19 protein-coding genes and 1 pseudogene are annotated in these 25627 nt (G+C 72.5%); 13 read left to right on the top strand and 7 right to left on the bottom strand.

Going from position 1 to position 25627, the window contains the following annotated elements; genetic code table 11:
• The first annotated feature begins 68 nt into the window (after positions 1-68).
• Genes OG252_RS38525 through cobI form a run of 7 tightly spaced genes read left to right on the top strand, consistent with a single transcriptional unit; the run spans position 69 to position 11006 of the window.
• The gene (locus OG252_RS38525) at positions 69-1010 is read left to right on the top strand and encodes a cobalamin biosynthesis protein (RefSeq protein WP_329342019.1); all 942 of its coding nucleotides are present in this window, start codon (positions 69-71) and stop codon (positions 1008-1010) included.
• Positions 1007-2557 carry a cobyric acid synthase gene (locus OG252_RS38520; protein WP_266441844.1) on the top strand — a complete coding sequence of 517 codons (1551 nt, stop codon included), beginning with the start codon at positions 1007-1009 and terminating at the stop codon, positions 2555-2557. The genes OG252_RS38525 and OG252_RS38520 overlap by 4 nt, the downstream gene beginning before the upstream one ends.
• The gene (gene cobN, locus OG252_RS38515; protein WP_329342016.1) at positions 2554-6210 is read left to right on the top strand and encodes a cobaltochelatase subunit CobN; all 3657 of its coding nucleotides are present in this window, start codon (positions 2554-2556) and stop codon (positions 6208-6210) included. Before OG252_RS38520 ends, cobN begins: the two co-directional genes overlap by 4 nt.
• Positions 6207-8216 (top strand): putative cobaltochelatase, encoded by a 2010-nt coding sequence (locus OG252_RS38510; protein ID WP_329342014.1) that lies wholly within the window; start codon positions 6207-6209, stop codon positions 8214-8216. The genes cobN and OG252_RS38510 overlap by 4 nt, the downstream gene beginning before the upstream one ends.
• Positions 8216-8815 carry a cob(I)yrinic acid a,c-diamide adenosyltransferase gene (gene cobO / locus OG252_RS38505; protein WP_329342012.1) on the top strand — a complete coding sequence of 200 codons (600 nt, stop codon included), beginning with the start codon at positions 8216-8218 and terminating at the stop codon, positions 8813-8815. The genes OG252_RS38510 and cobO overlap by 1 nt, the downstream gene beginning before the upstream one ends.
• A complete protein-coding gene (locus OG252_RS38500; protein WP_329342009.1) occupies positions 8812-10278 on the top strand; it encodes a cobyrinate a,c-diamide synthase in 1467 nt (488 codons plus the stop codon). Before cobO ends, OG252_RS38500 begins: the two co-directional genes overlap by 4 nt.
• Complete coding sequence (gene cobI, locus OG252_RS38495) at positions 10275-11006, top strand: precorrin-2 C(20)-methyltransferase (protein WP_266441830.1); 732 nt, start codon at positions 10275-10277, stop codon at positions 11004-11006. Before OG252_RS38500 ends, cobI begins: the two co-directional genes overlap by 4 nt.
• A gap of 38 nt (positions 11007-11044) precedes the next feature.
• Here cobI and OG252_RS38490 read toward each other — a convergent pair.
• Positions 11045-11472 (bottom strand): annotated as a pseudogene (locus tag OG252_RS38490) (hypothetical protein).
• 38 nt (positions 11473-11510) lie between these two features.
• On the opposite strand from OG252_RS38490, the gene cobM reads away from it, so the two are divergent.
• Genes cobM through cobC form a run of 6 tightly spaced genes read left to right on the top strand, consistent with a single transcriptional unit; the run spans position 11511 to position 17858 of the window.
• A complete protein-coding gene (cobM, locus tag OG252_RS38485) occupies positions 11511-12329 on the top strand; it encodes a precorrin-4 C(11)-methyltransferase (protein WP_266441825.1) in 819 nt (272 codons plus the stop codon).
• 5 nt (positions 12330-12334) lie between these two features.
• Positions 12335-13570 (top strand): precorrin-6y C5,15-methyltransferase (decarboxylating) subunit CbiE, encoded by a 1236-nt coding sequence (gene cbiE, locus OG252_RS38480; protein WP_329345303.1) that lies wholly within the window; start codon positions 12335-12337, stop codon positions 13568-13570.
• On the top strand, positions 13567-15258 hold the full coding sequence (cobJ, locus tag OG252_RS38475; RefSeq protein ID WP_329342005.1) for a precorrin-3B C(17)-methyltransferase: 1692 nt from the start codon (positions 13567-13569) through the stop codon (positions 15256-15258). Before cbiE ends, cobJ begins: the two co-directional genes overlap by 4 nt.
• Positions 15255-15857, top strand: a complete 603-nt coding sequence (locus tag OG252_RS38470; protein WP_329342003.1) for a precorrin-8X methylmutase — start codon at positions 15255-15257, stop codon at positions 15855-15857. The genes cobJ and OG252_RS38470 overlap by 4 nt, the downstream gene beginning before the upstream one ends.
• Positions 15854-16783 (top strand): sirohydrochlorin chelatase, encoded by a 930-nt coding sequence (locus OG252_RS38465; protein WP_329342001.1) that lies wholly within the window; start codon positions 15854-15856, stop codon positions 16781-16783. Before OG252_RS38470 ends, OG252_RS38465 begins: the two co-directional genes overlap by 4 nt.
• Positions 16773-17858 (top strand): Rv2231c family pyridoxal phosphate-dependent protein CobC, encoded by a 1086-nt coding sequence (gene cobC, locus OG252_RS38460; RefSeq protein WP_329341999.1) that lies wholly within the window; start codon positions 16773-16775, stop codon positions 17856-17858. Before OG252_RS38465 ends, cobC begins: the two co-directional genes overlap by 11 nt.
• Here cobC and OG252_RS38455 read toward each other — a convergent pair.
• The 6 genes from OG252_RS38455 to OG252_RS38430 all read right to left on the bottom strand — a co-directional run bounded on the left by OG252_RS38455 (position 17806) and on the right by OG252_RS38430 (position 25554).
• The gene (locus tag OG252_RS38455) at positions 17806-19740 is read right to left on the bottom strand and encodes a DUF2264 domain-containing protein (RefSeq protein ID WP_329341997.1); all 1935 of its coding nucleotides are present in this window, start codon (positions 19738-19740) and stop codon (positions 17806-17808) included. The two genes, cobC and OG252_RS38455, sit on opposite strands and share 53 nt — an antisense overlap.
• Before the next feature lie 118 nt (positions 19741-19858).
• A complete protein-coding gene (locus OG252_RS38450) occupies positions 19859-20920 on the bottom strand; it encodes a LacI family DNA-binding transcriptional regulator (protein WP_329341995.1) in 1062 nt (353 codons plus the stop codon).
• Between the two features lie 31 nt (positions 20921-20951).
• Positions 20952-22601: a sugar ABC transporter substrate-binding protein gene (locus tag OG252_RS38445; protein WP_329341993.1), complete on the bottom strand. Its 1650-nt coding sequence runs from the start codon at positions 22599-22601 to the stop codon at positions 20952-20954.
• 57 nt (positions 22602-22658) lie between these two features.
• Positions 22659-23519, bottom strand: a complete 861-nt coding sequence (locus tag OG252_RS38440; protein WP_329345301.1) for a carbohydrate ABC transporter permease — start codon at positions 23517-23519, stop codon at positions 22659-22661.
• Positions 23520-23554: 35 nt separating this feature from the next.
• Complete coding sequence (locus OG252_RS38435; RefSeq protein WP_266441793.1) at positions 23555-24409, bottom strand: ABC transporter permease; 855 nt, start codon at positions 24407-24409, stop codon at positions 23555-23557.
• A 233-nt stretch (positions 24410-24642) separates the two neighbouring features.
• Positions 24643-25554, bottom strand: coding sequence for an SCO1860 family LAETG-anchored protein (locus OG252_RS38430; RefSeq protein WP_329341991.1), 912 nt, complete (start codon positions 25552-25554; stop codon positions 24643-24645).
• Between the last annotated feature and the right edge of the window lie 73 nt (positions 25555-25627).

Genomic DNA, 25627 nt, shown 5'->3' with positions numbered 1-25627 from the left:
CGCCATGCGCGGCTGCCGTTTGAGGTTCAACACCAGCGTCCTGTCTGTGACAGCGGTCGGCTGAGTCGATGCGTGCCGATCGCGTTTTCGCGTACGGCGCCGCCGCCGGCCTTCTCGGCGACCTCCTGCTCGGCGATCCGCGCCGTGGGCATCCGGTCGCCGTGTTCGGACGGGCCGCGGGTGCCGTGGAACGGGTGCTGTGGCGGGACCACCGGGGGTGGGGCGCGCTGCATGCCGTCGTGTGTGCCGGGGGTGCTGTCGCCCTGGGGAGCGTTGCTGTTCGGGCCGTCCGTACGTCACCTGCCGCTTCCGTCGCGCTGACCGGTGCCGCCACCTGGGCCGTCGTCGGGGGGACTTCGCTGGCGCGGGAGGCCCGGGTCATCGGGCGGGCGCTGGAGGCCGGGGACGTCGACGCCGCGCGGGCTCGGCTGCCGCATCTGTGCGGGCGGGATCCGCAGGCTCTCGACGCCGACGGGATCGCCCGGGCCGTGGTGGAGTCCGTTGCCGAGAACACGTCCGACGCGGTGGTCGGGGCGCTGGTGTGGGGGGCCGTGGCCGGGGTGCCCGGGCTGCTCGGGTTCCGGGCCGTGAACACCCTTGACGCCATGGTGGGGCACAAGTCGCCCAGGTATCGGCGGTACGGGTGGGCTTCCGCCCGGCTCGACGATCTCGCGGGGTGGCCGGGGGCGCGGCTGACCGCCGTACTGGCCGCGGTGGCCGGGCCGGATCCACGGGGGGCCGTACGCGCCTGGCGGACCGATGCCGCGAAGCATCCGAGTCCCAACGCCGGGCCCGTGGAGGCGGCCTTCGCGGGGGCGCTCGGGGTGCGGCTCGGCGGCACCTTGTCCTATGCGGGGCGGGTGGAGCATCGGCCCGTGCTCAACACACAGGGGCGCGCGGTCGCCACGCCCGACGTCGAACGGTCCGTACGACTCTCGCAGCGCGTCGGTTGGCTCGCGCTCGGTGTCAGTGTCGCCGCACGGCTCGTAGCAAAGGGGCGTACGTCATGACGGGTGGGGGTCTCCTCGTCGCCGGCACCACCTCCGACGCCGGCAAGAGTGTCGTCACCGCCGGGATCTGTCGGTGGCTGGTGCGGCAGGGGGTCAAGGTGGCGCCCTTCAAGGCGCAGAACATGTCCCTCAATTCGTTCGTGACGCGCGAGGGCGCCGAGATCGGGCGGGCCCAGGCCATGCAGGCCCAGGCCTGTCGGGTCGAGCCGACCGCGCTCATGAATCCCGTGCTGCTGAAGCCGGGCGGTGAGCAGAGCAGCCAGGTCGTGCTGCTCGGGAAGCCTGTCGGGGAGCTCAGTGCGCGGGGGTTCTTCGGGGGGTCTGGGGGGTCGGCCCCCGGGAAAAGGCTGCACGGGGGGCGGCAGCAGCAGCTTCTGGGGACCGTTCTCGACTGTCTCGCGGAGTTGCGGGGCACGTATGACGCGGTGATCTGTGAGGGGGCCGGCAGCCCCGCCGAGATCAATCTCCGGCGGACCGACATCGTCAACATGGGGATCGCCCGGAATGCCGGGCTGCCCGTGCTCGTCGTCGGTGACATCGATCGTGGGGGTGTCTTCGCCTCGTTCTTCGGGACCGTCGCGCTGCTGTCGCCCGAGGATCAGGCGCTCGTCGCCGGGTTCCTCGTCAACAAGTTCCGGGGGGACGTGTCCCTGCTGGAGCCCGGGCTCGACATGCTGCACTCGCTCACCGGGCGGCGCACGTACGGCGTCCTGCCGTTCCGGCACGGGCTCGGGATCGACGAAGAGGACGGGCTGCGGGTCTCCCTGCGGGGGACGGTCAGGGAGTCGGTCGTCGCCCCGCCCGTCGGGGAGGACGTGCTGCGGGTCGCCGTCTGTGCGGTCCCGCTGATGTCCAACTTCACCGATGTCGACGCACTGGCCGCCGAGCCGGGTGTCGTCGTGCGGTTCGTGGACCGGCCGGAGGAGTTGGCCGACGCCGACCTCGTCGTCATTCCGGGGACCCGGGGGACCGTCCGGGCCCTGGAGTGGCTGCGGGAGCGGGGACTGGCCGAGGCGATCATGAGGAGGGCCGCTCAAGGACGGCCGATCCTCGGTATCTGCGGTGGCTTCCAGGTCCTCGGCGAGCACATCGAGGACGAGGTCGAGAGCCGGCGCGGGCATGTCGAGGGGCTCGGGCTCCTTCCCGTGCGGGTGCGGTTCGCCCGCGAGAAGACCCTCACCCGGCCCGTCGGCGAGGCCCTCGGCGAGCAGGTCGAGGGGTACGAGATCCATCACGGGGTCGCCGAGATCGAGGGCGGTGACCCGTTCCTCGACGGCTGCCGGGTCGGGGGCACCTGGGGCACCCACTGGCACGGCTCGCTGGAGTCGGACGGGTTCCGGCGGGCGTTCCTGCGCGAGGTGGCGGCCGCCGCGGGCCGCCGTTTCGTGCCGGCCGCCGACACCTCGTTCGCCGCGCTGCGCGAGGAGCAGCTCGACCGGCTCGGCGACCTGATCGAACAGCACGCGGACACGGACGCGCTGTGGCGGCTCATCGAGTCCGGCGCGCCGCAAGGACTGCCTTTCATTCCACCGGGAGCGCCCGCATGAGCACAGTGTTGTTGTTGTCGACCGCCGACACGGATCTGCTGGCGGCCCGGGCCGCTTCCGACGCCTCGTACCGGATCGGCAATCCGACCCGGGTGGATGTCGCGGAGGAACTGCCGGGGCTCGTCGAGGGCTCGGACATCGCCGTCGTACGGCTGCTCGGCGGCAAGCGGGCCTGGGAGGACGGGCTCGCGGCTCTCAAGGCCTCGGGGATCCCCACCGTGCTGCTCGGCGGAGAGACCGTGCCCGACGCGGAGCTCATGGCCGAGTCGTCGGTGCCTGCCGGTGTGGTGGCCGAGGCGCTGCGGTATCTCGTCGAGGGCGGGCCCGCCAACCTCACCGAGCTCGCGCGGTTCCTCTCGGACACCGTGCTGCTGACGGGTGAGGGGTTCGTCGAGCCGCAGAAGATGCCGGAGTACGGCGTCCATGGGGAGCGCGCCTTCGTCGAGGGCCGCCCCAGCATCGGCGTGCTCTTCTACCGCGCCCACCAGCTCAGCGGCAACACCGCCTTCGTGGACACGCTGTGCGACGCGATCGAGGCGAAGGGCGCCAACGCCCTGCCCGTCTACTGCGGTTCGCTGCGCGGTGCCGACTCCGGGCTGTACGAGCTCCTCGGGAAGGCCGATGCCCTCGTCGCCACCGTCCTCGCCGCCGGCGGTACGCACGCCTCGCAGGCGTCGGCCGGCGGCGACGAGGAGGCCTGGGACATCGGGGCGCTCGCCGACCTCGACATCCCCGTGCTGCAGGGTCTGTGCCTGACCTCCTCGAAGAGCGCCTGGGAGGCGTCCGACGCCGCCCTCTCCCCCATGGACGCGGCGATGCAGGTCGCGATCCCCGAGTTCGACGGGCGCCTGATCACGGTCCCCTTCTCCTTCAAGGAACAGGGCCCGGACGACGTACCCGTGTACGTCGCCGACCCCGAGCGGGCCGCTCGGGTCGCCGGAATCGCCGTACGGCACGCGGTGCTGAAGCACAAGCCGAACCGGGACAAGAAGCTCGCGCTCGTCTTCACCGCCTATCCGACCAAGCACTCGCGGGTCGGCAACGCCGTGGGGCTGGACACGCCCGCCTCGGCGATCCGCGTCCTGGACGCGCTCCGGGACGCCGGGTACGTCGTGGAGGGACACCCCGACAACGGCGACGAGTTGATCCACCGGCTGATCAACGCCGGTGGCCACGACGTCGAATGGCTCACCGAGGAGCAGCTCGCCGCCGCGCCCGCGCGAGTGCCGCTGGCCGACTACCGGGCGTGGTTCGACACGCTCGACCCCAAGCTGCGGGACGGGATGCTGGAGGCCTGGGGCGAGCCGCCGGGCAGCCTGTACGTCGACGGGGACGACATCGTGCTCGCCTCCCTCCAGTTCGGGAACGTCGTCGTGATGATCCAGCCGCCGCGCGGCTTCGGCGAGAACCCGATCGCGATCTACCACGACCCGGACATGCCGCCCTCGCACCACTACATGGCGGCCTACCGGTGGCTGGAGAACAGCTTCGGCGCCGACGCCGTCGTGCACATGGGCAAGCACGGCACGATGGAGTGGCTGCCGGGCAAGGGGCTCGGGCTCAGCGGGGGGTGCGCTCCGGACGCCGTCCTCGGGGAGCTGCCGCTCATCTACCCGTTCATCGTCAACGACCCCGGCGAGGGCACCCAGGCCAAGCGCCGCGGGCACGCCACCGTCGTCGACCACCTGGTGCCGCCCATGGCACGCGCGGACACGTACGGCGACCTGGCCAAGCTGGAGCAGCTGCTCGACGAGTACGCGCTCGTCTCCGACCTGGACCCGACGAAGGCGCCGGCCGTGCGCGCGCAGATCTGGACGCTGGTCAAGGCGGCCGAGCTGCATCACGACCTGCACGTCGACGACCAGCCGGACGACGACGCGTTCGACGAGTTCGTCATGCACATCGACGGCTATCTGTGCGAGATCAAGGACGTGCAGATCCGGGACGGGCTGCACATCCTCGGCGGCGGCCCGGTCGGCGAGCCGCGGGTGAACCTGGTGCTCGCCGTGCTGCGCGCCTCGCAGGTGTGGGGCGGGCAGGCGAACGCGCTGCCGGGGCTGCGGGCCTGCCTCGCGACTCATTTCGGGCTCACGGAGAAGGAGTTGCTGGCCGAGCCCGGGGCGCCGGTCAAGGTCCCGGTGGAGCTGACGGATCTCGTCGAGGGCCCGTCCCGCTCGGCCGCCGACGCCATCGATCTGCTGGAGCAGCTGTGCCGGCGGTTCGCCGAGGGCATGGAGGCACGCGGGTGGGCCGCGGCCGAGTGCGCACCTCTCGTACGGGAGGTCATCGGCACCGAACTGCCCGACGCCGTCGCCGTGCTGGAGTTCGCCTGCGACGAGGTCGTGCCTCGCCTGGAGAAGACCACCGACGAGATCGGCCACATCCTCAAGGCGCTGAACGGGGGTTACGTCCCGGCGGGCCCGTCCGGTTCGCCGACGCGCGGCCTGGTCAACGTCCTCCCGACCGGCCGCAACTTCTACTCCGTCGACCCCAAGGCCATTCCGTCCAGGCTGAGTTGGGAGGTCGGGCAGTCCCTCGCGGACTCGCTGGTGCAGCGGTACCTCCAGGACACCGGCGACTACCCGAAGTCCGTCGGCCTGACGGTGTGGGGCACGTCCGCGATGCGCACCCAGGGCGACGACATCGCCGAGATCCTGGCGCTGCTGGGCTGCCGGCCGGTGTGGGACGACGCCTCGCGCCGGGTGACCGGGTTCGAGGTGGTGCCGCTGAGCGAGCTGGGACGGCCTCGCATCGACGTCACGGTCCGGATCTCCGGGTTCTTCCGGGACGCGTTCCCGCACGTCGTCGGGCTGATCGACGACGCCGTGCGCGCGGTGGCCGAGCTGGACGAGCCGGCCGACCGGAACTTCGTGAAGGCGCACGCCGACGAGGACACCGCCGAGCACGGCGACCGGCGGCGCGCCACGGCCCGTATCTTCGGCTCCAAGCCGGGCGCGTACGGGGCGGGGTTGCTGCCGCTCATCGACGCCCGCAACTGGCGCTCGGACGCCGACCTGGCCGAGGTGTACGCGGTGTGGGGCGGTTACGCCTACGGGCGCGGGCTCGGCGGGCGGGCGGCGCGCGGGGACATGGAGACGGCGTTCAAGCGGATCGCCGTGGCCGCGAAGAACGTCGACACCCGCGAGCACGACCTCGTCGACGCCGACGACTACTTCCAGTACCACGGCGGCATGGTCGCCATGGTCCGCCACCTGACGGGCGCCTCCCCCGAGGCGTACGTCGGTGACTCCGCCACACCGGACCAGGTCAAGACCCGCACGCTGGGCGAGGAGACGCACCGCGTGTTCCGCGCCCGGGTGGTCAACCCGCGCTGGATGGCGGCCATGCGGCGGCACGGCTACAAGGGCGCCTTCGAGATGGCGGCGACCGTCGACTACCTCTTCGGGTACGACGCCACGGCCGGGGTCGTGGACGACTGGATGTACGAGAAGCTCAGCGCGGAGTACGTCTTCGACCAGGAGAACCGGGACTTCATGAAGAAGTCCAACCCCTGGGCGCTGCGCGGCATCACGGAACGTCTCCTGGAGGCCGCCGACCGCGGGCTGTGGGCCGAGCCGGACGCCGAGACGATCGAGCGGCTGCGGGCCACCTACCTGGAGCTGGAAGGCGACTTGGAGGGCGACGACAAGTGAGTACCCCGTTCCCGTTCACGGCCCTCGTCGGCCAGGACGACCTGCGCCTCGCGCTGCTGCTCAACGCAGTGTCCCCGGCGGTCGGCGGTGTGCTGGTGCGCGGCGAGAAGGGCACGGCCAAGTCGACGGCGGTGCGGGCACTTTCGGCGCTGCTGCCGGAGGTGTCCGTCGTCCCCGGCTGCCGTTTCTCCTGCGACCCCGTCAAGCCGGACGCACAGTGTCCGGACGGCCCGCACGAGCCGGGGGCGGGGGTCGGACGGCCCGCGCGGATGGTCGAGTTGCCGGTCGGCGCCTCCGAGGACCGGCTGGTGGGCGCGCTGGACATCGAGCGGGCGCTCTCGGAGGGCGTGAAGGCCTTCGAGCCCGGGCTGCTCGCCGACGCGCACCGCGGGATCCTCTACGTCGACGAGGTCAACCTCCTCCACGACCACCTCGTCGACCTGCTCCTCGACGCGGCGGCGATGGGCGCGTCGTACGTCGAACGCGAGGGTGTCTCCGTACGGCACGCGTCGAAGTTCCTGCTCGTCGGGACCATGAACCCCGAAGAGGGCGAGCTGCGGCCGCAGTTGCTCGACCGGTTCGGGCTGACCGTCGAGGTCGCGGCCTCGCGGGAGCCGGACCAGCGGGTGGAGGTCGTACGGCGGCGGCTCGCCTACGACGACGACCCGGCCGGCTTCTCCGCGCGGTGGGCGGACGAGGAGAGCGCCGTACGGGCGCGGATCGTGGCGGCGCGCAAGCTGCTGCCGTCGGTGCTGCTGGGCGACGGGGCGCTGCGGCAGATCGCGGCGACCTGCGCGGCCTTCGAGGTGGACGGCATGCGGGCCGACATCGTGATGGCGCGTACGGCGGTCGCGCTGGCCGCGTGGGCCGGACGCACCGAGGTGCTCGCGGAGGACGTCCGGCAGGCCGCGCTGCTCGCGCTGCCGCACCGCAGGCGCCGTAATCCCTTTGACGCTCCGGGACTTGACGAGGACAAGCTCGACGAGACCCTTGAGGAGTTCGGGGGCGGGTCCGAGGAGGAGGACCCCGATCCGGATCCGGACGGGCCCGGTGGAGGTGGCGGACAGCCGCCGTCGGAGGACGGTCCCCAGGCAGACGACTCCGGTGCACGGCCCGAGGCCGGGGAGGACGGCGGCGAGCCGCAGGCCTCCGGTGGGGGCTCGGGCGAGCAGCAGCCGGCGCGGGCCTCGGAGCCCTTCCGTACCAAGGTGCTGAGCGTGCCCGGTCTCGGTGAGGGTGCCGCGGGGCGGCGTTCGCGGGCGCGGACCGAGCACGGGCGGACGACGGGTGCCCGGCGGCCTCGCGGGGCGCTGACCAAGCTGCACTTGGCGGCGACCGTGCAGGCGGCCGCGCCGCATCAGCGGGCCCGGGGGCGGTCGGGACGCGGTCTCGTCGTACGGCGGGACGATCTTCGGCAGGCGACGCGGGAAGGCCGCGAGGGAAACCTCGTGCTGTTCGTCGTCGACGCGTCCGGGTCCATGGCCGCCCGGCAGCGGATGAGTGCGGTGAAGGGTGCCGTGCTGTCGCTGCTGCTCGATGCCTATCAGCGGCGGGACAAGGTGGGGCTGGTGACCTTCCGGGGGTCGGCCGCCGAGGTCGCGCTACCCCCGACCTCGTCCGTGGACGCGGCGGCGGTACGGCTGGAGTCGCTGCCCACCGGTGGGCGCACGCCGCTCGCTGCGGGCCTGCTGCGGGCGCACGAGGTGCTGCGGGTGGAGCGGCTGCGGGATCCCGCGCGGCGGGCGCTGGTCGTGGTCGTGACCGACGGGCGGGCCACCGGCGGTCCCGAGCCGGTTGCGCTGGCTTCGCGCGCGGCCCGGTTGTTCGCGGCCGACGGGGTCGCGTCCGTGGTCGTGGACTGCGAGTCGGGACCTGTACGGCTGGGTCTTGCCGGGCAGCTCGCGGGTGAGCTGGGCGGTACGGCGGTGACACTCGACGAGCTGCGGGCGGACTCGATCGCCGGGCTGGTCAGGGATGTGCAGGGGACTTCGAGGAGGGCCGCGTAATGCCGCAGGGACAGCCGAGTGTCGTGCCGGAGGACGGACTGACGACACGTCAGCGGCGCAACAGGCCGCTGGTGATCGTGCACACCGGGGTGGGCAAGGGGAAGTCGACCGCGGCGTTCGGGCTCGCTCTGCGGGCCTGGAACCAGGGGTGGCCGATCGGGGTGTTCCAGTTCGTCAAGTCGGCGAAGTGGAAGGTCGGCGAGGAGAACGCGCTGCGGGTGCTGGGTGCGAGCGGTGAAGGCGGCTCCGTCGACTGGCACAAGATGGGCGAGGGGTGGTCCTGGGTTCAGCGGGACTCCCAGATGGACAACGAGGAGAAGGCCCGGGAGGGCTGGGAGCAGGTCAAGCGGGATCTGGCGGCCGAGACCTACAAGCTGTACGTGCTGGACGAGTTCGCCTACCCCATGCACTGGGGCTGGATCGACACCGACGAGGTCGTCTCCGTGCTGCGGGACCGGCCCGGCACCCAGCATGTCGTGATCACCGGGCGCAACGCTCCCGAGAAGCTCGTCGAGTTCGCCGATCTCGTCACCGACATGTCCAAGGTCAAGCACCCGATGGACGCTGGGCAGAAGGGGCAGAGGGGCATCGAGTGGTGACTTCCTCCGTCCCTCGGCTGGTCATCGCCGCGCCCTCCTCGGGCAGCGGCAAGACCACCGTCGCCACGGGGCTGATGGCCGCGTTCGCCGCGCGGGGGCTTGCCGTGTCCCCGCACAAGGTCGGGCCGGACTACATCGACCCCGGTTATCACGCGCTCGCCACCGGGCGGGTGGGGCGGAATCTCGACGCGTACCTGTGCGGGCCTGAGTTGGTCGGGCCGTTGTTCCTGCATGGGGCGCGCGGGTGTGACATCGCCGTCGTCGAGGGTGTGATGGGGCTGTACGACGGGGCCGCCGGGGAGGGTGAGCTCGCGTCCACCGCTCATGTGGCGAAGTTGCTGCGGGCGCCGGTGGTGCTGGTCGTCGACGCCTCCTCGCAGTCCCGGTCGGTGGCGGCGTTGGTGCACGGGTTCGCGTCGTGGGATCCGGAGGTTCGGGTCGGGGGCGTGATTCTCAACAAGGTCGGGTCGGATCGGCACGAGGCGTTGCTGCGGGAGGCGTTGGAGTCGGCGGGGGTGCCGGTGCTGGGCGTGTTGCGGCGGGTGGATCAGGTCTCTACCCCGTCGCGGCATTTGGGGTTGGTGCCGGTTGCCGAGCGGCAGGGAGCAGCGGTCGAGGCTGTTGCCGCGATGGCGGAGCAGGTTCGGGTCGGGTGTGATCTGGAGGCGTTGGGTGCGCTGGCGCGGAGTGCCGGTGCGTTGTCGTGTGCGGCTTGGGATGCGGGTGAGGTTTTGGGTTCTTCGCCCCCTCCGCCCCTTCCCGTCCCGTCCCTGGGGGCTGCGCCCCCAGACCCCCGCTTTCGGCCCGAAGGGCCTCGTCCTCAAGCGCCGGACGGGCTGAGTACGGCCGGCCTGAGCTCCAAAGTGCGGATCGCTGTCGCCGGTGGGGCCGCCTTCACCTTCTCCTATGCCGAGCACTCCGAGTTGCTCGCCGCCGCCGGGGCCGAGGTCGTTGTCTTCGATCCTCTCCGGGATGAGCAACTGCCCGACGGGACACGCGGGTTGGTCATCGGTGGTGGGTTCCCCGAGGTGTACGCCTCCGAGCTGTCCGCCAACGAGCGGCTGCGCAAGGCCGTCGGCGAACTCGCCCTCAGTGGTGTTCCGGTCGCCGCCGAGTGTGCCGGGCTGCTCTATCTCTGTCGTGAGCTCGACGGGCAGCCCATGTGCGGGGTGCTCGATGCCACCGCGCGGATGGGCGAGCGGCTCACCCTCGGCTATCGGGACGCCGTGGCCCTCAGTGACAGTGTGCTTGCCGTCGCGGGGACGCGGATGCGGGGGCACGAGTTTCATCGGACGGTCGTGGAGCCGGGGGCGGGGGGCGCTCCCGCCTGGGGGGTGCGGGCTCCGGAGCGGCGGGTCGAAGGTTTTGTGGAGCGCGGTGTGCACGCGAGTTATCTGCACACGCACTGGGCGTCCGAGCCCGGTGTGGCCCGTCGGTTCGTGGAGAGGTGCCGGACGTCATGAGCAGCAGGCTGATCGGAGTCGGGGTAGGGCCCGGGGATCCGGAGCTGGTGACCGTCAAGGGCGTCAACGCTCTGCGGGCCGCCGAGGTCGTCGTCGTACCCGTCATGGACACGGGTGAGCGGGGGCGCGCCGAAGCGACCGTGCTGCACTACGTGCCCGAGGAGAAGGTCGTACGGGTCGTGTTCGCGCTCAACGAGCGCAGTGACCGCACGCGGCGGGAAGCCGCCTGGGACGCGGCCGGGGAGCGGGTTGCGCGGTTGCTGGCGGACCATGGCTCCGTGGCGTTCGCGACCATCGGCGACCCGAACGTGTACTCCACCTTCACCTATCTCGCGCAGACCATCGGCGAGCTGGTACCGGGCGTCGTCGTGGAGACCGTGCCCGGGATCACCGCCATGCAGGACCTCGCGGCGCGGTCGGGAGCGGTTCTCACCGAAGGCACCGAGCCGTTGACGCTCGTGCCGGTCACCGCCGGGGCCGCCGTGCTCAAGGACGCGTTGAACGGGCCCGGGACCGTCGTCGCCTACAAGTTCGGGCGGCAGGCGCGGGAGGTGGCCGAGGCCTTGCGGGAGAGCGGGCGGATCGGCGACGCCGTGTGGGGGTCGGCGCTCGGGCTGCCGGAGGAGTCCATCCGGCCCGCCGCCGAACTGGACGGGGAGCCCCTGCCCTACCTCTCGACGCTCATCGCGCCCGCGCGGCGCGAGGGCGGGCGGGGCGGCAAGCTGTGACGCCCCACAGAGCCTCGCTGTGGACATCACTGTGGACATCACTCGGCTATGCCCACCACCAGCCAGATGAACGCCGCGCCCGCGATCGTGCACAGCACGGTCGAGCGGGCGGGGTGTTCGTGGTGGGCCTCGGGCAGGATCTCGGCCGCCGCGAGATGGAGGAGCGCGCCGCCGAAGAGGCCGAGGTAGCCGCTGAGCAGGGCGGCGGCGTCCGCGAACAGGCTCGTGATCGTGTGCGTGTCGAAGCCGTCCGCGACGTCGTCGGCGACGACGGGCGGCGCGACCGCCGTGCCGTCCATGGCACTGTGGCCGACCATCGCCGCCGCGGCCGTGAGGCCCACCTCGGGAACACGGCCGTCGGTCTCCTCGTCCAGCGCCTCCGGCAGCAGGGCCAGGCCGACCACGCCGGCACCAGGTCGCCGGCCGGCGTCATCAGGAACGCGCCGAGCGCGGCAAGCACCGCCATGAATGTGAATGCTCAGAGAAGAGAGAGGACCTGTTCCCATGGCCGAAGCCCCCACCGGCAAGGTGACCTTCGTCGGTGCCGGGCCCGGCGCCGCCGATCTGCTGACGTTCCGGGCCGCGCGTGCCATCGCCGAGGCCGACGTCGTGATCTGGGCGGCCAGCCTGGTGCAGGCGGAGGTCCTCGAGCACGCGCGTGAGGGCGCGGAGATCCTCGACTCGGCGACGATGTCCCTGGAGGACGTGGTCGCCGTGTACGAGCGGGCGTCGGCGCAGGGCCTGCGCGTGGCCCGTATCCACTCCGGCGACCCGGCCCTGTGGGGCGGTACGCAGGAGCAGCTGGACCGGTGTGCCCGGATCGGCATAGACACCGAGGTGGTCCCGGGTGTCTCCGCCTTCTCCGCCGTCGCCGCGCTCGCGCAGCGCGAGCTGACCATCCCCGAGGTCGCGCAGTCCGTGGTGCTCACCCGGCTCGGCGGCGGCAAGACGCCGATGCCGCCCGGGGAGGAGGTACGGGAGTTCGCCAAGCACGGCACGACCATGGCGATCTTCCTGTCGGCGGCCCGCAGCGGGCAGCTCGTGCGGGAGCTGCTGGAGGGCGGATATCCGACCTCCACTCCGGTCGTGGTGGCGTACCAGGCGACCTGGCCGGAAGAGCTGATCGTGCGGTGCACGATCGAGACGCTGGAGGAGACGGTCAAGGAGCACAAGCTCTGGAAGCACACGCTCTTCCTCGTCGGCCCGGCCCTCGGCGCCGAGGGCACCCGCTCGCACCTCTACCACCCCGGCCACTTCCACGGTTACCGCAAGGCCGACCCGGAGGCGCGCAGGGCGCTGCGGGCACGGGGTGCGAGCACGTGAACCGCCTGATCACCGTTGTCGGTACGGGGACGGGGGCGCCGGTTCCGGTCCAGGTGCTGACCGGGGCGCGGCTCGTCGTGGGCGGCCGCCGGCATCTGGCCGCCGCGCCGGTCCCGGCGGACGCCGAGCAGGTGGTCCTCGGTGCGCTGGCGCCGGCGCTGGACGTCATCGAGCGGCACGTGGAGAAGCGGAACCCCGTCGTCGTGCTGGCCTCCGGGGATCCGGGGTTCTTCGGGATCGTGCGGGTGCTGGCCGAGCGGTTCGGGGCTCAGGCGCTCGATGTCCGGCCGGGGGTCTCGTCCGTGGCCGCCGCCTTCTCGCGGGTCGGGCTGCCGTGGGACGACGCGGTCGTGGTCAGCGCGCACGGGCGTGATCTGCGTACGGCGGTGAACGTGTGCCGGGCGCGGCCCAAGGTCGCCGTGCTGACCGGGCCGGGGGCCGGGCCGGCGGAACTCGGCGCCGCCCTCAGGGCCGACGCGCGGGTCCTGGTCGTCGCCTCCGCGCTGGGTTCCCCTCAGGAGCGTCTGGAGCGGGTGACACCGACCGAGGCCGCCGCCCGCGACTGGGGTACGGCGGTCAGCGTGGTGCTGTGCCTGGACGAGTCACGGGCGCTCGGTGCCGTGCGCACGGTCGCGGGACCGTCCGCCGGGCCCGCCCGATGGGCCCTGGACGAGGGCGAGTTCACCCATCGGGACTCGATGATCACCAAGTTCGAGGTACGCGCGCTGGCGCTGGCCCGGCTCGGTCCGCGCCTCGGTGACCTGGTGTGGGACATCGGCGCGGGCTCCGGTTCGGTCGCCGTGGAGTGCGCGCGGTTCGGCGCCGCCGTCACCGCGGTCGAGAAGACCCTGGACGGGGTCGGGCGGATCCGAGCGAACGCGGCCGCGCACGGGGTCGACGTACGGGTCGTGCACGGTGCGGCGCCGACCGTGCTGTCCGACCTGGACGATCCCGACGCCGTGTTCGTCGGCGGCGGGGGGCGCGAACTGCCCGCCGTCGTCACGGCGTGCGCGCGGCGGGCGCGGCGGACGGTCGTCGTCGCGATGGCCGCGCTCGACCGGGTACCGGCCGCGCGCGCGGCGCTCACCGGCGCCGGGTTCGACTGCGACGGGGTGCTGCTGCAGTCGTCGCGGCTCGCACCGCTGCCGGGGGACGTGACCCGGCTAGCGGCGACCAATCCGGTTTTTCTGCTGTGGGGCGTTCGGCCTCAAGCGCTCGACAGTGAAGGAGTTGCTCTGTGATCGGCCTCATTTCCGCCACCTCGGCGGGGGCGGCTGCGCGGGACCGGCTGGCCGCGGCGTGGCCGGACCGTACGCGCGTGTACGAGGGTCCCGTCGGGGACGCCGTACGGGCCGCGTTCGCGGAGTGCGAGCAGCTCGTGTGTTTTCTGGCGACGGGAGCGGTCGTACGGCTGGTCGCGCCGCTGCTCGGCGACAAGGCGTCCGACCCGGGTGTGGTGTGCGTCGACGAGGGCGGGCGGTTCGCCGTGTCGCTGGTCGGCGGGCATGGCGGTGGCGCCAACGAACTCGCCGGTGAGGTCGGGGAGTTGCTGGGGGCGCGGCCCGTGGTGACCACGGCGACGGATGCGGTGGGGGTGCCGGGCCTGGACACCCTCGGGTTCCCCGTGGAGGGGGATGTCGCGGGCGTCTCGCGCGCCGTGCTCGACGGCGAACCGGTGGCTCTGAAGGCGGACTTCGCCTGGCCCCTGCCGCCGCTCCGGGTCACCTCGGAGGGGTCGTACGCGATCAGGCTGACGGACCGCCTCGTCGAGCCCGCCGCGCACGAGGTCGTCCTGCGCCCGCCGTCCCTCGTCGTCGGCGTCGGCGCCTCCAAGGGTGCCCCGGTCGAGGAGGTGCTCGGGCTGGTCGAGGCGGCGTTGCGGGATGCGGGACTGTCCGCTCGTAGCATCGCCGAACTCGCCACCGTCGACGCCAAGGCCGGGGAACCCGGGATCGTCGAGGCGGCCGAGAGCCTGGGAGTGCCTCTGGTGACCTACTCCGCCGAGGAGTTGGCGCAGGTGGACGTGCCCAACCCGTCCGACGCGCCCCTCGCGGCCGTCGGCACCCCCTCCGTCGCGGAGGCCGCCGCACTCGTACGCGGAGGCGAACTCCTCGTCCCCAAGCGCAAGTCGGACCGTACGGACGGTCAGCCCGCCATGGCGACCTGTGCCGTCGTACGGCGGCCCGCGCGCGGTCGGCTCGCGGTCGTCGGGCTCGGTCCCGGCGCCCGGGACCTGCTCACGCCCCGCGCGAAGGCGGAGCTGCGGCGCGCTTCCGTGCTGGTCGGACTCGACCAGTACGTCGACCAGATCCGCGACCTGCTGCGGCCGGGCACCCGGATCCTGGAGTCGGGGCTCGGGGCCGAGGAGGAGCGGGCTCGGACGGCGGTCGAGGAGGCGCGGAAGGGCCAGGCCGTCGCGCTGATCGGCAGCGGGGACGCCGGGGTGTACGCCATGGCCTCCCCGGCGCTGGCCGAGGCGTCCGACGACATCGACGTGATCGGCGTGCCCGGTGTGACCGCGGCGCTCGCCGCGGCCGCCATCCTCGGTGCACCGCTGGGCCACGACCACGTGTCCATCAGCCTCTCCGATCTCCACACCCCCTGGGAGGTCATCGAGCGGCGGGTGCGGGCGGCGGCCGAGGCGGACATCGTCGTGACGTTCTACAACCCGCGCAGCCGGGGCCGGGACTGGCAGCTGCCGAAGGCCCTCGCGATCCTCGCCGAGCACCGGGAGCCGACGACGCCGGTCGGTGTCGTACGCAACGCCTCCCGGCCGGACGGGTCGAGCCGGCTGACGACACTGGCCGCCCTCGATCCGGCGACGGTCGACATGATGACGGTCGTGACCGTGGGCAACACGGCGACCCGGGACATCGCGGGGCGCATGGTGACGCCGCGCGGCTACCGCTGGCAGGAGGGCGACAAGTGAACCGTGTGGTTCATCCGATCGAGCAGGAGTCCTACCGGCGGCTGCGCGCCCGCCTGGACACCTCGCACTTCCCGCCGCTGACCCGGGCCGTGGTGGAGCGGGTCATCCACTCCGCCGCCGACCTCGAGTACGCGAGCGATCTCGTCATGGACGAGGGCGAGTTGGAGAAGGCGCATGCCGCCCTGGACGCCGGGGCGCCCGTCGTCGTGGACGTGGAGATGGTGGCCGCCGGGATCACCCGGCGCGAGACCGTCTGCCGGCTCAGGGACGCCGTGGCCGGTCCGGAGCTGACCCGCTCCGCGCACGCCGTCCGGCTCGCCTACGAGCAGGTCGGGCCCGGCGCCCTCTGGGTGATCGGCAACGCGCCGACCGCCCTGGAGGAGCTGCTGACCCTGGACGCCTCCCCCGCGCTCGTGATCGGTCTGCCCGTCGGTTTCGTCGGCGCGGCCGAGTCCAAGGCCGCGTTGCGCGAGAGCGGACTGCCCGCCGTGAGCAACGTGTCCGAGAAGGGCGGCTCGGCGGTCGCCGCCGCCGCGCTCAACGCCCTGCTGTACCACCGCACTTCACACCCAGATGCACATCCCGAGGAGAAATCGTGACCACCCCGCCGCCCGCCCTGCTCATCGCCGGTCATGGCACCCGGGACGATGCCGGAGCCGAGGCGTTCCGCGACTTCGTCCGGGAGCTGGGCAGCCGCCACCCCGAACTGCCCGTCGCGGGCGGCTTCATCGAGCTGTCCCCGCCGCCGCTGGGGGACGCGGTCGCCGAGCTGGTGGAGCGGGGCGTACGCCGGTTCGCCGCCGTACCGCTGATGCTGGTGTCCGCCGGACACGCCAAGGGGGACATCCCGGCGGCGCTGGCCCGCGAGAAGGAGCGGCACCCCGGGATCTCGTACACGTACGGCCGTCCGCTGGGCCCGCATCCGTCGCTGCTGGCCGTGCTGGAGCGGCGGCTGGACGAGGTCCTCGGCGGCACGGCCCGCACCCCCGAGGACCGGGCGGACGTGACCGTGCTGCTGGTCGGGCGCGGGTCGACCGATCCCGACGCCAACGCCGAGGTGCACAAGGCGGCCCGGCTGCTGTGGGAGGGGCGCGGGTACGCGGGCGTGGAGACGGCGTTCGTGTCGCTGGCGGCGCCGGACGTGCCGAGCGGGCTCGACCGGTGCGTGAAGCTGGGGGCGCGGCGGATCGTCGTCCTCCCCTACTTCCTCTTCACCGGCATCCTCCCGGACCGCGTGCGGCAGCAGACGGAGGGCTGGGCGGCCGCGCACCCCGAGGTCGAGGTGCGGTCCGCCGATGTGATCGGCCCGGAGCCGGAGCTGCTCGACCTGGTGATGGAGCGGTACGAGGAAGCCGTCAAGGGCGACCTGCGGATGAACTGCGACTCCTGTGTGTACCGGATCGCGCTGCCCGGCTTCGAGGACAAGGTGGGACTGCCGCAGCAGCCGCACTTCCACCCGGACGACGACAGCGACCACCACGGTCACCACGGACACCACCATGGCGCGCACTCCCATGCCCACTGACAGGCCCACTGACAGGCCCACTGAGGGACACGACCTGCGGCACCACGGCGACGCCGAAGTGCGGGACGACGGTGCGAAGCTGATCGACCTCGCGGTGAACGTTCGCGCGGACACGCCTCCGGCGTGGCTGCGGGAGCACATCGCCGGCTCGCTCGGCGACCTGGCCGCGTATCCGGACGGTCGGGCCGCGCGGGCGGCGGTCGCGGCACGGCACCGCCTGCCGGTGGAGCGGGTGCTGCTGACGGCGGGCGCCGCGGAGGCCTTCGTGCTGCTCGCCCGCGCCCTGAAGGTGCGTCAGCCGGTCGTCGTGCATCCGCAGTTCACGGAGCCGGAGGCGGCGCTGCGGGACGCGGGCCACACCGTCGACCGGGTGCTGCTGCGCGAGGCGGACGGCTTCCGGCTGGATGCGGCGGCCGTCCCCGAGGACGCGGACCTGGTGGTGATCGGCAACCCGACCAACCCGACGTCGATGCTGCACCCGGCCGCCACCATCGCCCGACTGGCCCGTCCCGGGCGGACGTTGGTCGTCGACGAGGCGTTCATGGACGCGGTGCCGGGCGAGCGGGAGGCCCTGGCCGGCCGGACGGACGTCCCCGGTCTTGTGGTCCTGCGCAGCCTGACCAAGACCTGGGGGCTGGCCGGGCTGCGCATCGGGTACGTGCTGGCGGCCCCGGAGACCATCGCGGACCTGGAGCGGGCCCAGCCCCTGTGGCCCGTCTCCACCCCCGCCCTCGCGGCGGCGGAGGCGTGCGTGTCCCCGCGGGCCCTGGCGGAGGCGGCCCACGCGGCCCACCGCATCGCCGCGGACCGGGCCCATCTGGTGGCGGGACTGGAGGAGTTCGCCTCGGACGGACTCCGGGTGGCCGGACCGGCCGAGGGTTCCTTCGTCCTCGTACGGCTGCCGCGTGCCGCCCGGGTCCGCCGTCACCTGCGTGACCTGGGGTTCGCGGTCCGGCGCGGGGACACCTTCCCCGGGCTGGGCGAGGAGTGGCTGCGGCTGGCGGTGCGGGACCGGACGACCGTCAACTCCTTCCTTCAGGCGCTGGACCGGGCGGTGACACTGGCCCGGAGCTGACGCGAGGCACCCGCTCCCGAGCCCCGTCCGGGAAGCGGATCTCCACGGTCTCGTCGTCGAGGACCGACGCGCACGCCCCGGTGAGCGACACGTCCGGGTCGGCGCTGAGCACCACCAGCGTCACCAACAGCGGGGCACCCTCGCCGAGTTCGAGGCAGGGCGTCGCCGAGTGGCGGCCGACGGCATTGGCGCCGTCGGCCCGCGCGACCGTCGCCGCGGCGCCGCCCCAGCCGTACAGTCCGACGATCGCGCTGGTCAGGCCGTCCGCGCGGCGGGCCGTGGCCCGGCCGGGACCCGTCCGGGCGACCGGGGGCGCACCGTCGTCCGCGACGGCCCAGCCGCCTTCGCGCACCGGAGGCACCGGAGTGCCGGCCGGTACGTCGAGGCGGTGCACGCGCACCTCCCACGGCCCCCGCACCACGCTCACCGTCTCGATGCGGTGCCCTCGCGCCCGGTGCCAGGAGGCGGCCCGCCGGCCGTCGGCGTACAGCGGGTGGATGCGGCCGCGCGGGGACGGGGTGCCGTCGGGGGCGAGCAGGGCGAGGTGGTTGTCGGGGCCCGTGGGTGTCTCGGGGGCGGCGGCGCTGGCGTAGGCGAACCGGGCGTAGTGGGGGCTGTCGTCGGCCGTGGCGGGCGGCGGCGGGAGCCGGTCGCTGCCGTGGTTGACGAGCCGTACGATCCCGTCGGCCGCGGTGGAGTGCAGCAGCCAGCCGGGCGCGGGCAGGGCGAGGGCGGTGTCGGCGGTGTCGACAGGGCCGGGCTCTTCGGCGGCCGTCCACACGGGGTGGCTCTCGGGCAGGAGCAGCCCGAGGAAGGCCTTGCTGGCCCAGTACGGGGAGGCGGGGCCCGAGTAGCGCTGGGTGACGGGGCCGAAGGGCCGGTACCAGCCGAGGGTGAGCAGCCCCCGCTCGTCGGGCACCCCGCGATCGGCGAAGTGCTTCAGGGCCCCCGAGGCGAGCCGGCGCGTGCGGCCGGGCGGCAGCGGGGTCGCGTCTGCGAGGGCGCCCGCCCACAGCGGGGCGGCGGTCGCGAACCGGTAGGTGAGGGAGCGGCCCTGGTGGACCGGGGCGCCGTCGGAACCGAAGAAGTACTGGTGGACGGCGAGGAATTCACGCAGCCGGGTGCGGTGCAGGGCCACCGTCGCCGGGTCGGCGCGCGGACCCGCGATGCGCGCCCACAGCACGGGGTACAGGTGCAGCGCCCAGGCGTTGTAGTAGTCGAACTTGCGCCCGTCGCCGTCCGTGTACCAGCCGCCGCCCCGGTACCAGTCGTTCAGACGGGCCAGTCCGGCGTCGATCTCGGCACGGCTGTGCGGGGCGCCGACGGAGGCCAGGAACTCCTCCGTGATGACCTGGAACAGGCGCCAGTTGGAGTCGTTGACGTCGGCGCCCACGAAACCGCCCAGCCAGTCGGCGACCCGTCCGCGCGCACCGTCGTCGAGCTGGTCCCACAGCCACGGGCGGGACTCGTGCAGGGCGATCGCGATCGACGCGGCCTCGACCATCGGCTGCGCGCGGTCGGTGATGGGCGGCCAGCGCTCCTCGCCGTGCGGGTCGGTGCCGGCGGCGAGTCCGACGGCGTACCGCTCGATCAGCGCCGGGTCGACACGGCCGCCCGCGCCCGCGATACGGAAGGCGGCCAGCAGGAACGAACGCGCGAAGCCCTCCAGCCCGTCCGACCAGGGCCCGGAGTGACTGGCCGGCCCGGGCAGCCGGTACTGGGCGAAGCCCGGGGAGGCGTACGGCAGCAGCCCGTTGAGCAACCGGTCAGCCATCGCCTCCCAGTGGGCGCGGGTCCAGCCGGTGACGGGAGACGAGAGGTGGTCGAGGGGCGGAAGCAGTTGCGTCGGGTCACCGGGAAGCGACACGTGCGGCGCGGTCATACGGGGTTCGGTCCTCCATGAGTCGGGGGGCGAGTACAGCGCCCCTTCAGGGGCGCGGGGCTGCATCGATATGCGGCTCCGCCGCGTGGGCGCGACAAGCCACGACGCACCCGCAGATTCAGTACGACCCTTCCGGCGGAGCCCCAACGCTGCGGCGCACGACGATGTGCGTGCCCAGCAGATGATGGCTCCCTGCGGCGCTGTCGGGATCACGCAGAGCGATCCGCACAGCGGCACGCCCAAGTTCCTCCGCAGGCGTACGCACGGTGGTGAGCGGCGGGTTGAAGTCCTCGGCGAGCGGGATGTCGTTGTAGCCGACGACGGAGATGTCATCGGGGACGCGCAGACCGGCGTCGGCGATCGCGCGCAGCGCCCCCGCGGCGACCATGTCGTCCCCGGCGACGACGGCCGTGAACTCCCGCGTCTCCTTGAGGAGTTCGGCCATAGCACGCAGCCCGGCCGCACGGCCCAGTCCGCAGTCGACGACGTGCGCGGCACCCGGCGGCAGCGCATGCTCGGCGAGCGCGCCCCGGTACCCCGCGACCCGCGCGTCGAGCGCGGTGTTCCCGGGCAGCCCGCCGAGGAAGACGATCCGGCGATGGCCGGCCGACAGCAGGTACCCGGTGATCGCCCGCGCCCCCGCCTCGTTGTCGAACTCGACGACCAGCGCGGGGATTTCGGGGTCCGGGGCGGGCCGCCCGCACAGCACGAGCCGCGCGCCGGTGGCGTCGAGGGCCTGCGCGTAATGCGCCACGCGCGAGCGGTACGCGTCGTCCTCGACGACCCCGCCGACCAGGATCACCAGCCTGGCCCCCTCCTCCCGCATGAGCTGCACGAACTCCATCTCGCGCTGTGGGTCCCCGCCGGTCGCGCCGACCACGCACAGCCAGCCCCGGTCGGCGGCCTCCGCCTCGACGCCCTCGGCGACCTGGGCGTAGAAGGGGCTGGTGACCTGGCGGACGACGACGGCGGCCATCTTGCGGCCGCCGCCGACCAGGGCGCGGGCGTGCGCGTTGGCGACGTAGTCGAGGTCGCGGGCCGCGCGCAGGACGCGGGCCCTGGTCGCGGCGGGCACCGGGTGGTTGCCGCTCAGGGCGCGGGAGGCGGTGGCCGTCGAGACGCCCGCCCGCTCGGCGACGTCCCTGATCGTGATCCGCTTGGACCCCATGTCGTTCCCCATCCCCCGCGTCCCCTCTTCCGCCGACGGCCGCTCACGCGTTGGCCGCGTAGTCCTTCGCAAGCTCCTCGGCCATTCTGTCGCCGCCCCCGGCCCGCCACTTCTTCACCGTCGCGTCCCACTCCGACAGCGGGATCCGTCCCGCGACGATCCCGGTGACGGTGTCGTCGAGCAGCGCCTGCAGCGTCGCGCCCTTGGCGTTGTTCGTGGTGGACTGCAGACCGAAGGAGGCGTTGCGGACGGCGTGCGGCACCACCTTCTGCTGCCAGGCGTGCAGGGCCCGTACGGCGTCGGGCATGCCCGGCACGAACAGCACCTGCGGGCCCTCGGCGAGGTACTTCAGCGGCAGGTTGGTGTTGTTCTCGACTTCGCCGAGCTTGGTCGGCTGGGGCGAACCGTCCTTGCCGCGGGTGAAGTGGGTGCCCTCGACGCCGTAGTGGACGAGCTCCCACTCCTTGCTGCCGAAGGGGGCGGCGAGGTAGTCGAGGATGCGCAGGAGGAGCTGGATGCGCTCCTTCTTCGCCTTCTTCAGCACGGTGTAGCCGAAGGAGCGGCGGGCGGCGACGATGCCGCCGGACGTGCCGCCCACGCTGTACGGCAGCGCGGCAGCCGGTGTCATCCCGTCCGGGGCCTCCCGGTACTTGGGCAGGTACGCGCCGAAGCCGTCCTGCATCGAGCCGACGGTGCCGTTGTAGTAGAGGGTGGTCAGGTCGATCTGGGAGACGGACGTGGAGTCCGGGTAGAACGAGCCCTCCTTGCGCAACTGGGCCCGGAAGGCGATGGACGCCTTGTAGCGTTCGTCGGCGCAGCCCGGCAGGAATATGCCGTCCTTGGAGACGGCCCAGCCCTGGGGCGCGTTGTGCGCGGCGGAGTGGAAGCCGTTGCAGAACCCGGAGCCCTGCGCGGCGCCGAGGGCGTACGTTCTGCCGCTGGTGGCCTGCTTCGCGACGGCGGCGAAGTCGTCGGAGGTCCAGCCTTCCTTCATGCCCGCGTCAGTGAACGTGCCCTGGTTGATCCAGAGCGTGGAGCCGGGCAGCGGGCGCTCCAGCGGGATGCCGTGGATACGGCCGCCGATGCGGCCCATGTCACGCCAGGCGTGCGTGGGGATGTTGGCGAGGTTCGGGTAGTCGGCGATCGCCTCGCCGGACAGGAACGGTGTGAGGTCCTCTGCGCGACGCTGCACGAACTGGCCCTCGCGGGGCAGCACGACCCCGGAGAACATGTTGATGATGTCGGGCAGGCCGTCGGCGTCGCCGGCCATCACCGTCGCCATCTTCTTCTGGTAGTCGGCCTGGGAGATGATCGTGTACTCGATCTTCACGCCGAGGGCCTTCTCGACGGCCGCCCAGAACCGGTTGGCGGAGGCGGGCTTGGGCGGGGTGCCGAACGACACCGACATCACCTTGACGGTGGACCCGTCGCCGGGGGTGCGGGGGACGGACTTCACCAGATCGGAGGGGTAGGCGGTGTAGCCGGCCTGGACGCCGGCGTCGGTGGGAGCAAGGTCCGGCTTGGGACCGCTCGCGGGCTTGTACGCGGGCCAGGGGGCGAGTTTCTTGCCTGCGTTGGATACGTCGCTGTCGCCGGAGCTCGTGGAGCAGGCGGTCAGCAGACCGGGAACGGAGACGGCGGCGCCACCCGCGGCCACGGAACGCAGCAGGGTACGTCGGGACATGCTGGGCATGGGCAAGTCACCTTTCTACAAGCGGCTCTTGAGGGAACGTCAGCCGATGACGGCCGGTCAGCTCTTGACGGCGCCGGTGAGCACGCCCTTCGTGAAGTACTTCTGCAGGAACGGGTAGACGAGCAGGATCGGCACGGTGGCGATCACCAGCACCGCCATCTGCACGGTCTGCGGGGCGGTGATCGTGCCCTCGCCGGTCGTCGCGTCGGTGAGTCCGGAACCGGACACCACATAGGTGCGCAGCACCTGCTGGAGGGGCCAGTGGTCGCTCTCCAGGTAGAGCGAGGCGTAGAACCAGGAGTTCCAGTACGCCACCGCGTAGAAGAGTCCGACGACGGCCAGCGCGGCCTTGGACAGCGGCAGGACGACGGAGACCAGCACCCGCCAGTCCCCCGCCCCGTCGAGCCGGGCGGCCTCGTAGAGCTCCTCGGGGATGCCCTGGAAGAAGCCGCGCAGGACGACGAGGTTGAAGACGTTCACCAGGACCGGCAGGACCAGCGAGGCGTAGTTGTCCAGCAGGCCCAGCTCCTTGACCAGCAGGAAGCTCGGGATCATGCCGGGCGGGAACAGGAACGTGAACAGGATGAGGAGCAGCACCGGTTTGCCGCCGAAGACACCGGGGCGGGACAGGGCGTAGGCGAGGGTCACCGTGCAGGCGAGGCTGAGCAGGGTGCCCACGATCGTGACGCCGGCGCTGACACCGAGGGCGTGGGTGACGATGCCGCCGTCGAGGATGTCGCGGTAGGCGTCGAGCGTCGGCTCGGTCGGCCACAGCACCCAGCCGCCGCCCTCGACGACCTCGTCGGTGGAGGCCAGCGAGGTCGAGACGATGACCAGGAACGGCACGCAGACCAGCAGGACGACGGCGACCAGCGCGAGGGCCTTCGCGGCCTGGGTGAGCGGCTTCGGCGTCTCCATCCAGCCGGGCCGGACGGCGGTCCGAGTACGGGCACTCACTTGTAGACCCCCTGTTCACCGAGGCGGTGGGCGACCTTGTTGGCGGCGTAGACGAGGAGAGCGCCGATCACGCCCTTGAACAGGCCCGCGGCGGCGGCGAATCCGTAGTCGCCGCCGACGATGCCCTGGTAGTAGACGAAGGTGTCGATGATCTCGGCGGCCTCGGGACCGACCGCGTCGCGCTGGAGCAGCATCTGCTCGAAGCCGACGGAGAGGATGTCGCCGAGCCGCATGATGAGCAGCAGCACGATCACCGGGCGGATCGCGGGCAGCGTGACGTGCCAGAAGCGCCGCCAGGGCCCGGCCCCGTCGATCGCGGCGGCCTCGTACTGCTGCTCGTCGACCTGGGCCAGCGCGGCGAGGAAGATGATCGTGCCCCAGCCGGCGTCCTTCCAGATGACCTGGGCGACGGTGAGCGGCTTGAAGGCATCGGGGTTGCCGATGATGTCGACGGTGCTCAGTCCCATGCCGTCCAGCGAGGAGTTGAGCAGTCCGGTGTCGCCGAGCAGCTGCTGGAACAGGGCGACGACGATCACCCACGAGATGAAGTGCGGCAGATACGCCACCGACTGCACGAACCGGCGCACCGAGCTCCAGGTGAGGCTGTGCAGGAGCAGGGCGAGGCCGAGCGGCACCGGGAAGTAGAAGGCCAGTTGCAGGACGGCGATCCAGACGGTGTTGAGCACCGCGTCCCAGAAGGCGCCGTCCTCGAACATCCGCTGGAAGTTGCCCACGCCGACCCAGGGGCTGCCCCAGAGGCCGTCGAAGGGGACGTACTCCTTGAAGGCGATGACGTTGCCGACGAGGGCGCCGTAGTGGAACAGCAGGAAGTAGGCGAGGCCGGGCAGCATGAGCAGAACCAGGGAACGCGACCCCCGGCTCTGAAAACCTTTTCGTCGCGGGGGCGCACCGTCCGCTCGACGGCGCGCCGCCCTCACCTCCTCTGTACCTGCGCGTTCCCGCAGTACTGCGGCCACGGGTCCCCCTCACGTCTCGAAGTCGGCGTGAGGGGAAATTAAAACGTTTTCATTGCTCGGTCAACACTCCTGACACACAAAGGCCGTTGACCTTGCGACCGACTCGGTCAGCTCCTGCCGCGCCGCGCCAGCGCCACCGCTCCCCCGCCCGCCACGACCAGCGCGATCGCGCCGCCGACGAGATACGGCGTGGTCGAGCTGCCACCGGTGGCGGCCAATCCCGTGTCGTCCGGGGCACCTTGGGGCTTCACGTCGGCGGGAGCGGTGCTCGGCGCGGACTGCTGCTGTGCCGGTGCCGGTGCCGGTGCCTCGCAGGTCGCTTTCGCCAGGGTCAGGGTGCCGGTGACCTCGGCGACGTTCAGGTTCAACGGGTTGACGGTGACCGCGAGTTCGAGGGCCGTGGCGGCCGCCGTACGGGTCGTCGTCTCCGTCTTCGAGAAGTCGAGGCGGACCTCGCCGACGCCGGGCACCTTCACCTCCGTCGTGCCGCCGACGGTGAGGGTGACCTTCTTGCCGAGAACCGTCACCGCGCCGAGCAGGTTCGAGGCGGCGACCGGGGGCTTGCCGGCCTCGCAGGTCGCCTTGGAGGTGACCGTGCCGAGTTCGACGAGGGAGAGCAGCGGCAGGCCGGGGACGTGGAGCCGGGCATGGGCGAGGTTGGTGTACCCCTCGGCCTTCTCCGCGGTGACCGTGGCCTTCGCGTCCGCCACGTCGGCGCGCAGCACGTTGAAGGGCTGGCCGCCGTCGACACCGTCCAACCGGGCGGTCAGCGCGGCCTTCTGGGCACTCTGCGGTGCCTGGACCTCGTTCAGGGCGACCGCGAGCGGGACGTTCACGGTCTTGTCGAGCAGGGAGACGTCGAGCCCGGTGCGCAGGACGACGGCGCTCGCGCGGCCCTGGTCGGGGGTCGCGTGGGCGGAGGCCGCGCCGGCGAGGGCCGCGGGGCCCGCGGCCAGGGCCGTGGCCGTCGCGACGGTGGCGAGACGGCGTGCGGGCATGCGGAAGTCGGTGCCGTTCAAGGTGGTGGGACCCCCAGAGAGATCAAGCTTGGGACGTCGAAAGGATGTCGCACCACCGCGCGTTCGACAGTGA

Origin of the sequence: Streptomyces sp. NBC_01352, assembly GCF_036237295.1 — a bacterium.
Classification (GTDB): domain Bacteria; phylum Actinomycetota; class Actinomycetes; order Streptomycetales; family Streptomycetaceae; genus Streptomyces; species Streptomyces plumbiresistens.
Note: the sequence above shows the minus strand (reverse complement) of the source record. Positions and strands in the feature narration are given on the sequence as shown.